Source organism: Mycobacterium sp. NPDC051804, from assembly GCF_044452905.1.
Taxonomy (GTDB): Bacteria; Actinomycetota; Actinomycetes; order Mycobacteriales; family Mycobacteriaceae; genus Mycobacterium.
This window is the reverse complement of the sequence record NZ_JBITCD010000003.1, coordinates 299,737-312,379: the sequence shown is the minus strand read 5'-3', so window position 1 is coordinate 312,379 and position 12,643 is coordinate 299,737. Positions and strand designations below refer to the sequence as shown.

The window sequence follows — 12,643 nt, the reverse complement described above, 5'->3', positions numbered from 1 at the left end:
CGAAACCCGTTGCCTTGTCAACAAAATCGCCGCGAAGCCTGCAGGTCAGCAGCCGGGGTGCGGCGGCTTCGTTGAGCCACTGAGCTCGCTGAATCTGGCGAGAGCGGTGTCGATGTCGGCCTCATCGAACAGCTCGATACGGGTGACCAGATCGCCTTCGACCACGAGGAGTTCGATCATTCGCCATTCGGCATCGAAGCCGTCTTGCGAGGTGCCGTGAGCGGAAATGGCAAATACCGATCCGACGTCGTTCAGACAAAGGACAGACTCGACGCGGAGGCTGAGGCCCGGAGTCTGGTTCCATGCAGCGCGGGCGTACCCGTCCAGAGCACCCTCCTCGATGATCGCGAACTGCCGGTGGTCGACGAAAGCAAAATCCGCAGTTCTGGCGGGGAGTTCGCCCAGGTTGAATGCGGCGATGGCGTTGGCGACGACCTCCCACGTGTGCGCGTGGGCCGGTGCTTCGCCTGCGGCATAGCGAGCATCGAGCTCGGCGATGGCAGCGTCGGTGTCTTCGATGTCGAACACGACCAGCGCCACAAACTGATCGTTGCTGTCGACCTCGACGACCTGGAGGCATTCGCCCTCGAAGGCATCGGGTCGTTCATCGTCGAACGCTATGCGACTTCGTGTGAGGACGAGATGTTCCCCACGGGTCGCAAAGACGATAGATGTCATGCGTGTGAACCCGAGCTCGACGAGTGTCCGTTGATTCACGATCTCGGCGTCGCGACCGCGTCGGGTCCCGGTATTCACGGTCCGCCGGCGATCAACATTGGAAAAGTCGTCGGTCAGCATCTCAGCCATAGCATTCAAGTCGCGCGCAGCAAATCGCGCCGCAAAGCGATTGCTGGCTCGGCTCGCCCCGTTTTCGAGCCCCGGTGCCGTAGTTTGCAATTCGTCGAACCGCGCCAGCGCTGCGTCGAGGTCTGTGGCGTCGAAAAGCTCGCTGCGGCTGACCATGTTGCCGTGCACTGTTGTAACAGCAATCTCCCGCCACTCCGCATCGAAGCCTTCTCGCGACGTGCCGTGCGATGTGCTGGTTGCGACCACGCCGATATCACTCAGCCGGTGCACAGCTTCGATGTAGATGCGAACGTCACGCATGTCGTCCCAGGAGGCGCGGACGAATTCTTTCAGGTCGCCGGGAGCAATAGTTGTCCCGCTCCTGTGGTCGATGCTCACCCAGTCCGGGGCTGTTGTGAACAGCTCCCGCCGGTTGAAGGCGTTGTACGCCCCGTTTACAACCGACCACGCGTTCGTGTGGGTGGCGGCTTCGCCTGCGGCATAGCGAGAATCGAGTTCCGTGAAAGCAGCGTCGATGTCGTCGATGTCGAACGTGATGCCAGCCGCGATCCGGTGATCGGAGTCGACTTCAACCACAGTGAGGAGCTCGAGGTTCCACGCCACTGCATGCTCGCTGCTGCCCGAGACGCGGTTGCGAGTGAGCGCGAGGCGCTCCCCGCGGATCGCGATTACGATCGACTCGTGGTGCGTGACCGCCCCGACGTCGACGATGGCCCGTAAGTTCGCGAGCTGAGCGTCTCGTCCGCGTATGGCGCCGGCGTTTACCACCCTGCGACGATCGTCATGCCTAACGTCCTCGGCGATCATTTCTGCCATTGCGTCCCAGTCTTGAACTGTGAGATAGGTATTGAAACGGTCATACGTTCGGCTTGCTGTGTTTTCGAGCCGTAGTGCCGACCTCTCGAGCTCGTCGAACCTGGCGAGAGCCGTTGCGAGGTCGGCTTCGTCGAAAGTCTCACAGCGGCTGACCGCCCCGGCTTCAAACATCAGCAGGAGGACCGTCCGCCACTCAGCATCGAAGCCGTCCTGCGAAGTCCCGTATGCCTCGTGGGTGATGACTGCTCCGCGATTCGTCAGCCTGTGCACGGCCACAACGTGGAAGCCGAGGTCCGGCGCGACCTCCCACGCGGCGCGGATCCACGGGATCATCTCGCCGGGCGCAAAGCCTGTCACTCGCCGGTGATCCAGATTCACCCAGTCTGGGGTTGTCGCAGGGAATTCGTGCCGGTTCAGCGTGGCGTATGTGCTTGTGACAAGCGACCAAGCGCTGGCATCGGCGGCTGCTTCGCCTGCGAGATAGCGTGTTTCGAGTTCGTTGAACGCCGCATCGATATCGTCGAGATCGAACGTGATACCGGCCGCGATCCGGTCGTTGTCATCGATTTCAATGACGGCGAGCAGCTCGATGCCGAACGCTCCAGGCCGGCTGCTGCCGGACCAACTGGTGCGAGTGAGCACGAGGCGGTCCCCGCGGATCGCGACGACGGTCGACTCATGGTTCGTGGCTCCGACGTCGACGATGACACGCAAGTTCTCGATCTGGGCTTCTCGGCCGCGCAGGACGCCGGTGTTTACCACCCGGCGACGATCGATATTGACATCGTCATCGGCGATCATTTCAGCCATGGCGTCCCAATCACGAGCTGTTAGGGACGCGTTGAAGCGGTCATACGTTCGGCTTGCCGTGTTTTCGAGCTGCGACGTACGCCGACCGAGTTCATCGAAGCGGGAAAGCGCGGCCTCGATGTCGGACTCGTCGAACACTTCCCAACGATTGATCAGCTCGCCTTCAATTGTCAGAACGTTGATTCCGCGCCACTCGGCCGCGAAGCCTTCCGAGGTGGTTCCGTGGGCCGTGTGCGTGACGACTGCTCCGAAACTGGCTATTCGGTGAACAGCTTCGATATAGACAGTGAGGTCTGGCGACAGGTCCCACGACGCGTGGGTGTACGCGCTTAGATCGCCGGGTGCGAAGCCGAACCCACGCCGGTGGTCGACGTTGACCCAGTCCGGGGTCGTCGCGGGTAGCTTGCGCCGGTTGAGCGCAGCATAGGTTTCCGCCACGACCAACCACACGTCCGCGTAACGGGCGGCTTCGCCGGCGAGGTACCGCGCATCGAGCTCCGCGATCGCCGCCTCGAGGTCATCCGAATCGAATTGGACGGCGGCCACCGCCCGCTCGTCGGCATCTATCTCGACAATTTCGAGGGCATCGTTGTGGAAAGCCTCGGGCTCGTCGCCGATGCTCCATCGGTTGCGAACGAGGGCAAGTCGCTCACCCCGTATGGCAACGATTGTCCAGCACACGTTGACGCCTTCGCCTCCGACGCTGACGATGGCACGCAGATCATTTATCTGAGTGTCCCGACCTTGTCGGACGCCGGCGTTCACAACACTTCGGCGGTCGTCGAGAATAATGTCGTCGGTCATTATCTCGCGGAGCGTGTCCCAATCGTGGGCCGAGAAAGCTCCCCGAAAGTGGGCGTACACTCGGCTCGCGGTGTTTTCCACCTGCGAAACGGATCGACTGAGCTCATCAAAACTCGCGAGCGCGGAACCAATGTCGGCTTCGTCGAAGATTTCCAAGCGACTTACCAGATCGTCTCGGAACGTGAGTAATTCGACTACCCGCCACTCCGCGTCGAACCCCTCTCGCGAGGTGGCATTCACCGATCGGGTGAACACGGCACCCAAATTGGTCAAGCGGTGCACGGACTCGATATAGATGTAGAAATCAGAGTTCTGGTTCCACGCGGCCCGGATGTTCGCAGTCATGTCGCCAGGCGCGAAGGCAACGGCTTTGCGATGGTCGACATTCACCCAATCTGTTGTGCAACCAGGTAATTCACGTCGATTGAGCGTTGCGATGGCGCGGCCGACCAACGACCACGTCTGCGCCCCAGCGACGCCTTCACCAGTGCCGTACCGGGCATTGAGTTCTGCGAACGCGGCGTCGAGGTCGTCGATATCGAAGGTGATTCCCGCCGCGATCCGATGCTCGGCGTTCAGTTCGACAACGTTGAGCATCTCGACTCTCCACACCACTGCCTGCTGGCCGCTGCCCACACGGCTGCGAATGAGCGCAAGGCGTTCGCCGCGGATCGCGATGACGGTCGACTCGACACGGAGTTCAGCGACATCGTCACCTTCGTCGGTGGTCGCCACGTCCAAGATTGCGCGCACGTTCGCGATCTGCGCTTCTCGGCCGCTGATGATGCCGGTGTTCACCACCCGACGACGGTCATCGTTCCAAATGTCGGCAGCGATCATTTCCCTCATGGCGTCCCAGTCGCGAGCTGTCAGGAACGTGGTGAAGCGGTTGTAGGCTCGGCTTGCGTCGTTTTCCAGCCGTGGGGGTTGTTCCAGTTCGTCGAAGCGGGCGAGTGCGGCCTCGAGATCGTCTTCGTCGAAGAACTCGGCGCGGTTTATCAGGTCTCCCTCGACCGTCACCAAGACGATCATCCGCCACTCGGCGTCGAAACCTTCTGGAGATGCTGCGCTTCCCACATGGGTGACGAGCACCCCTTGATCGGTCAGCCGATGTACGGCTTCTACATATGTGGCGATATTCGCGAGTTCGAAGATGGCCCCGATGTAGGCGGTTAGATTCCCGGGCGCGAATGCTGAGGCTCCACGCCGGTGGTCGATACTCACGAGATCTGCTGTGTGCGGCGGCAACTCGCGCCGATTGAGTCCCGCGTAGCCCCGCGCGATCACCGACCACACTCGAGCATGGGCAGCGCCGTCCCCGGCGAGGTACCGAACCTCGAGCTCCTGGAGGGCGGCGTCGAAATCATCTCCATCGGTCGCTAGCAGGAGTGCGATCTGGCCGTCGGCGTCGAGTTCGGCAATGCCAAGCATTTCGGCGCCGAACTCGTCGGAGGACATGCCGCGGTTATAGGTACGGATGCGGCTCAAGACCAGACACTCGCCGCGGGTTGCAATCACCTCTGCCGTCGTTCTTTCACCCCCCACCCCGGCTGCGGCCCGCATGTCCGCAATATGTAAGTCTCTGCCCCGACGAATTCCGGCGCCGATGACCCGACGGCGATCTTCTGTGACGACCCCCTCGGCCACTTCCCCCGCCATCGCGCCCCAGTCACGGGTCGTGAAGTACGCCAAGTAGCGCCCCACGGCCCGGCTGGCGGAATTGTTCAGTTCATGTGCCGGTTGGCTGAGCTCGTCGAATTTCGCGAGCGCGATATCGCGGTCCGACTCGTCGAAAAGTTCGCTGCGGTTGATGAGATCGCCTTCGACCGTGATGAGGTCGATTGCTCGCCAATCGGCCTCGAAGTCGTCCTGCGAGAACCCCTTCGCGACATAGGAGAAAACCGCTCCGAGATCGTTCAGCCGATGCACGACCTCGATGTAGACGTGTAAGTGGGCCGCGAGCTCCCACGAAGCATGGAAATATGCGGATCCTTCACCGGGCGCGAAGGATGCCACGCGCCGATGGTCGATGTTGACAACGCTTTCTGTATTCGCCTGTATCTCACGACGATTGATCGCTGCGTAGGCCCGCGCAATTGTTGACCAAGCGTCCGCATGCGCTGCCGCTTCCCCGGCGACGTATCGAGCATCGAGTTCTGCCAATGCGGCGTCGAGATCACCAGCATCGAAGGTGACGTAAGCCAAGATTCGGTTGTCGGCGTTGATCTCGATGACGTCGATCACCTCCAGCTGCAGCGCTTCGGGCGAGTCCGGGATCGTGAAGCAGTCGCGTACGAGAGCGAGGCGATCGCCACGGGTAGCAATCGGGGTCGGCGTGACGCTGACACACCCAATCTCTGCGATAGCTTTCAGGTTCGCAATCTCGGCGTCTCGACCGCTGCGTACGCCGGCATTCACCACATGACGACGATCATCGGCCGAGAAATCGTCGGCAAGGATCTCCCCCATCGCGTTCCAGTCGCGGGGTGCGAAGTGCGCCAAGTATTTCCCCGCCAGTCGACTGGCCGCATTCTCCAGCTGATGGGTCGTCTGAGTGAGCTCGTCGAATGTCGCGAGCGCGGTTTCAAGGTCGGCCTCGTCGAAAATTTCGCAGCGCTCGATCATGTCCCCGTCGAACGTCAGAACGGCGATTTCCCGGGCCTCCGCCTCAAATCCCTCTTGCGAAGTCACCTGCGCCACTTGCGAGAAGACGCCACCGAGCTGGCTCAGCCGATGAACATTCTCGATACGCCACCTGACGTAAGCGAAGAGGTCCCACGACGCGCGGATGCTGGCGGTCAACGCGCCGGACTCAATAGTTGATATTTGCCGGTGATCGACATTTACCCAGTCCGGTGTCGTCGCGGGAAGTTCATGACGATCGAGCGCTGTGTAAGCCTTCGAGACGAGCGACCACGTCTGCGCATAGGGTGCAGCCTCACCAGCCAGGTATCGCACGTCGAGTTCCGCGAAGGCAGCATCGATGTCGTCGACGTCGAAAACGACGATGGCTGCGATCCGATCATCGGTGCCGAGCTCGACAACTCCAAGCATCTCGGCGCCGAACTCGTCGGACGAAAAATCGCGGTTATAGGCTCGGACGCGACTGAGGGCGATGCGCTCGCCGCGGGTCGCGATCACGGCCGACGTCATTTTTTCGGCCCCCACCTCTGCGCTGGCTCGCATATCTGCGATTTGCAGGTCGCTTCCGAGCCGTGTCCCGGCACCCACGAATCGACGGTGATCCTGAGCGACGACATCCTCTGCCAGCTCGCCCGCCATCGCGTCCCAGTTGCGTGTCGTGAAGTGCGCCAGGTATCGCTCGACCGCTCTGCTGGCGGAGTTTTCGAGCCCATGCGCGGCTTGGCTGAGCTTTCCGAGTTTCGCGAGCGCGGTATCGAGGTCTTCCTCGTCGTACAACTCGCCGCGGTTGATCAGCGAGCCCTCGACTGTGACGAGACTGACTATCCGCCACTCGGCACCGAAGCCCTCCTGTGAGGTGCCCCTGCCCGTATGCGTTACGACCGCGCCGACTTCCGTCAGGCGATGCACAGCCTCGATGCGAATGGTGAAGTCGGGCGCCATGTCCCCCCATGAGGCACGGATCCACGAGGGCAGTTCGCCCGGTTCGAACGCTATCGCGCGCCGGTAGTCGTGGCTCATCCAGTCCGGCGTGGTCGCGACGATCTCGCGTCGGTTGATCGCAGCGTAAGCCTCCTTGATCACTGACCATGTCTGCGCGCACGCAGCAGCTTCGCCGGTCTCGTATCGAGCGTCGAGCTCCTCGAAGGCGGCATCGATGTCGCCGAGGTCGAACATGACGAATGCTGCAAGCTGATTGTCGTCGTTGAGCTCAGCGATGCCGACCAACTCTGCGCCGATCTCGTCCGGTGCGCCCCGGTTGAAACTGCAGACACGGCAAAGTGCGAGGTGTTCACCGCGCGTGGCGATTACGGTCGCCGTTAACTTCTCGCCACCCACCTCGGCGCCGGCTTGCATGTCCGCGATGGGCGCCTCTCGACCATGCCTTACCCCGGCGTTGACTGTCCGCCGGCGATCGTCTGTGACGACCTCCTCAGCCAGCGTTTGGGCAATAGCGTCCCAGTTACGTGTACCGAAATTTCCGAGGTAGCGCTCGACGGCTCGACTTGCGGAGTTTTCAAGCCGTGGTCGCAGCGCGTGCAACTCCGTGAACCGCGCAAGAGCAGCGTCGAGATCTTCCGCTTCGTACATTTCTGCACGTGATTGCTCGAACAGCCACGAAATATTGCCTGCCCATTGCACTTCGGTCCCATGTGTATCTGTGCCGACAACGACGAGACCGAAAACGACGCCTTCAGCGTCCAATTCGTACACCACTGGAACGCGGTAATGGGCATCGGGCGCCAGCGCCCACAGATCTTCCACAGCGCGCCCATAGTCCTCCGAGGCAAACGATGCTCGCCGGTGATTTTCGAACGTGAGTCCCATGAGAATCGCGCCGCGCTCGTGGCGATTGAGCTCGCCGAGCGCGTCCATGACCGCCTGCCAGTTGTCCGCGTGTGGGGCTGCCTCGCCCGCAAGGTATCTCGCGTCGAGTTCAGCGACCGCGGGGTCGAGGTCGTCGATATCCAACGTCATGAACGAGACGACCCGCCCGTCGTCACCTATCTCCGTGAGCCGGAACACATCGGTTCGATAGGCATCTGGCCGTACGTCTCGGCCCGCGAAGCGAACGCGGCTGAGGACGAGATGTTCGCCGCGAATCGCAACCGGATCCGATGTGATCGTTTTGACGCCGAGGTCGGCGATCACACGCACCTCGTCGATCATTCTCTTTACCCCGTCGCCGCTCTCTCGACGTAATCCACGGCGCCGCTCTTCCGCTTGGAGGTCGTCAGCCAGCAGAACAGCGATTTCATCCCAGCGCCTATCGGCAAAGAGAAGGTTCAGACGTTCCTCAGCGCGGCTGGCTGCGTTTTGCAGTGCCTTCGGAGGATGTTCCGCCTCGAGTTGCGCATACCTGGCGTCGAGTTCAGCGACCGCAGCGTCCATATCATCGACGTCGAACCACACCTCCAGCGCGATCCGCCCCTCCTCATCGAGGCCGAATACGCGGAGGAATTCGTCGATCGCCGCCCCTGGACTCGCGTCTGTGGTAGCTATCGCCGTTCGAGCGAGCGCCAGCCGCTCACCCCGGATGGCGATGACAACCCCACTGACGCGGACTCCACCGACTTGGAGAGCACGCCGGGCATACCACTCATTGGGCGGAAGGTCGGCCGACGTGAAGCGGACGATCTTTCGACGACTTTCGATCTGGAGATCGGGCGCCCACAGCTGCTCGGCTTCGTCCAAAGCCTCGCGATTGATCAAATCCATCGCCCGGTCGGCGACTCGCACGCACTCATTGTCCAGCTCGAGTTGCGGTGCTTCGGACTCCGGTGGAACGCCCGGCAAAGTAGGCCGGCCCAATATGTCGCGCGCCTTATCGACAAGTGCCGCAGCACCTTTCGCTTCGTAGAGCGCGACGGCCTTGTCTGCGGCGGCTCGCGCTCCCGCGACATCGCCTCCAGCGGACAGCACCGTCGCCAGTGTCACGCAGGCATCGCCGTGATCGACCAACAGATCGGTGCCCCCGGCGATATCGACTGCCTCCTCGGCCATCCGCTTGGCCTCGCCGTGGTCGCCGTTGCGCGCCATCAGTTGCGCCCGGACCGTCCGCCACGCAATTGAGGCCTTCAACGCGTGACCGGCGAGCCGCTCACTCTCCGTACACAATTCGCCAGCTTCATCGACTCGGTCGAGCGCGAGACACGCGCGCGCCAGTAAAGCCGCTGTCTCGGCCGTGTCCGCATCCAGACCCATGCGGCGGAATCCGTCGCAGGCTCGTCGCAAGTGCGGCTCGGCGGCCGCGGGGTCGTCGGCCACCAGCTCGACGATGCCAGCGAACTGCTCGACTTCCAGCAATGCATGCCGCATGCCGAGCTCGGTGAGCGTGCGTCTGGCGGAGTCGATCAAGCGGCGACCAGCAGCGGCACGTCCGCGAAACGCATCCAGCACACCCTGGCACCTCGTCGACGTCGCCTCAACGACCGGAGACCCTGTGGTGATGCGAAGCAGCCGAACGACATCGAGACACCGGCCGCCCGCTCGCGGGACGGGGTTCGGCCCCCACAGCGCCGCCAGTGGTGCGTTGGCCAGCACGTTGTTGACTCGGCGATGCTCGCGAGCATGCCGCGCTGCAGTCAGAGCCTGATCCAAAGCCGTCTCAGCGTCGCCAATCCGGCCCAACCGGGCCAGGCACGTGGCTCGGACAGTGTGTGCCTTCGCTTCCCCCGCAGCGTCATCGAGTTCGGCCAGCTTCTCGGCGGCGGCACTCACCGCAACCTCTATATCGTCCAAGCGCTCCGGATCGGTGAGCATCGAAAGCTGACCGTCGAAGCAGGCACCCCACGCGGTGAGACGGGCCGAGTCGCGAGCCGCCGCCTGCAGCTGAGACACCGCTTTGGCAGCCGACACCACATCACCTGCTGCCAGCAATGCCTCACAGCGAGCGATCAGCAACTCGGCTTGCTGGTCGTCCCGGTTGGGCAGTTCGTCATCGAGTTCGTCGAGGGCGTGCAGCGCTTTGTCGTAAAGGTCGGCGGCGCCCTCGTATGCCAACCGTGCCATCGCTTGGTCCGCTGCGCGCCGACAGTACTCGACGGCCTTCACCGCGTTGCCCGCCCACGCACACTCGAAGTAGTGATATGCCAACTCGGCCAACAACTCTTCGTCGGCACCGGGCTCGGCCTCCAGGGTCGTGGCGATCCGCTGATGAAGCCGCATGCGCCGCACGGACGCCAATTCGGCGAGCAGCGACTGCCGGACGAGGGCGTGATTGAACCGGTATCGACCTCCCGGCTCCTCGATCACGATCCCCGCCTTGGACGCTTCGTCGAACGCATCGATGAGATCATCGCCGGTCACACGCTCTACCAAGTCGAGCGAGAAGCGGCTACCAACGACCGCAGCCGCGGACAGCGCCGTGTTCGTCTCCTCCGTAAGCCGGGAAAGCCTGCGGCTCACCGCTTCCCGAACACCCTGTGGAAGCGTTCTCGGATCCCAGCGGCCGCCGCTTTCATCGACGTGACGAAGCGCCTCGATGAGGAAGAACGGGTTGCCGCCGGTGACTGTCGCCAATGCCCGGGCCAGCTCGTCGTCGTCGTATCCGGCCTTATTGACGTACGCCGTGATGTCGTCTTGATCCAGACCACTGAGCGCAAGGCGGTCAGCGCTGCCGTCACGGTGCAGGTCCGCGAGCATCGCAGCGAGCGGATGAGCACGGTCGAGATCCGTGCTGCGATAGGTGCCGACAATCTGCACGGGTGCGTGCTCGCCGAAGCGCAGCAGATGCCGTAACAACAACAGCGTGGGCTTGGCCGCCCAATGAAGATCGTCGAGAATCACGACCACAGGTGCACTGGCGCACACGATTCCCAACAGCGCAGCGACAGCGTCGAAAAGCGCATAGCGTTCGGCATCAGCGTCCGCATGAGTGGGCGCGACAAGGTCGGGCAAGTCATCGGCCAATCCGGGAATCAACGGAAACAACGCCTTGACGCCGCGAAGGCCGCGCAATCGGTCACTGCCGAGGCAGGGCACCAGCGTCCGCAGCGCCTCGGCGAATGGTTGATACGGCGCGCCGAGGTCCTCGTCGCAACGACCGTAAAGAACCACTGCGCCCAACTCGTGAGCCTGACGCGCCCATTCCCCGGCCAATCGTGTCTTGCCGACGCCCGGTTCGCCCGCGATGAGCACGGCATGCGTACCCGTAGCGAGCGCGGTCTGCCATGCGGACAACAGGCCTTCGAGCTCGCGGCTACGTCCCACGAACGGGCCAGTCCCAGCGAGCACTGCGGGCAATTCGGGTTGTTCGATCGATGCGTCCGCGTTGGGAGCGCCGGCATCCGCGGCAGTCTCCAAGCGAAGCTCGAAAACGTGCTCCGGACGCGCGAGGTTCTTGAGTTGGCGCGTGCCCAGGTCCGCCAGGACGACATCGTCCGGAAGGGTGTCGATCACAAGCTCGGCTGTTGCGCCCGAGCACAAGATCTGGCCACCCACGGCGAGCGACCGGAGACGCGCGGCACGGTTGACCGCCCGCCCGAAATAGTCGCCGTCACGCAGTTCGACCTCACCGGTGTGCAGCGCCACTCGGATACGCATGGGCTCTCGCAGAGCCCACGGCTCATGACGCATCGCCTCTTGCAGCTCGATGGCGGACGTGGCGGCTCCCGACGCCCGATCAAAAACTGAGAACGTCGCATCGCCTTCGCCGCGCGTCTTGATCAGCCGGCCGCCGCGGGATGTGACGACCTGTTCGACGAGCTCGTCATGGCGGGCGAGCGCCACCGCCATCGCGTCGGCATCTGTCTCCCAGGCGGCGGTCGACCCCTCGATGTCGGTGAGGAGAAATGTGACCGTTCGTGTTGCCGTTTGAAGTTGCTGTGGCACAGTCACTTCCAGTTCAGCATCTTGGGCGACTATGGCAGCTTCGAGCCTTCGGAGATCCGGCCCTGGGTCGACGCCGAGCTCTTCAACAAGCAGTGACCGTGCTCGTTGGTAAGCACCGAGCGCCTCGCCTTGCCTGCCGGCGCGATAAAGCGCGAGCATGAGTTGACCCCAACGCCTCTCACGCAGCGGCGCTTCAGATATGGCGGCTTCGAGCTCGCCGATGATCTCCGCGGCACGGCCGGTTGCAAGCAGTGCGTCAGCACGGTCCTCGACGAGCGCGGCGTGATCCTCAATCCAGCGGGTCCTCTCGGACACCCCGCGGAGACCGCCGGGCAGTTCTGGGGTGTCGCGCCACAAGGCCAGCGCTTCGTCGAAGCGGGTCACTGCCTGGCTGGCATCCCCGGCGGCCAGCGCGTCGCGTCCCAGTTTCGCCGCCGACTTGTAGCGGGTGGCATCGACGTCGGCTGCGCCCAAAGCCCAACCCGTGCCCGCCGTCAGTACGAAACCGTCGCCCAAGGTGCGACGCAGCGTGGAGATATGGGTCGGCAGCGCCTTCGCCGCGGTGCGCGGCGGATCATCCCCCCACAGCAGCTCGACGAGGGTCTCGGCCGACACGATCGAACCGCCGTGCAGCCCGAGCATCGTCAGGATGGCGCGGGGTTTGGCGCCCGGAATGGAGACCGGCAGTCCGTACTGCCGGACCTGCAGAGGCCCTAAAACCCCCAGCTCCACCTGTTGAAGCGTACTCACATAGTGATGGTCAGAAAGTGGATTAAACACGCGGTCAAGATCGGGTAAAGCTCGCGATCATCACCGTAGACAGCGGTACGCCGGGTCTGGTTTCCTCACAGGGTGCCGATGTTCATTGCGTTGGAAAGTTGTTTGATCGCAAGGCTTAACGTCTTGCGCGGACCTAGCGGCGTAAGGGTGT

1 protein-coding gene is annotated in these 12,643 nt (G+C 62.9%); it reads right to left on the bottom strand.

The genetic code is table 11. From position 1 onward, the window contains the following. Positions 1–45 precede the first annotated feature (45 nt). A complete protein-coding gene (locus ACIA48_RS12620) occupies positions 46–12,444 on the bottom strand; it encodes a BTAD domain-containing putative transcriptional regulator (protein WP_396732765.1) in 12,399 nt (4,132 codons plus the stop codon). Positions 12,445–12,643 lie beyond the last annotated feature (199 nt).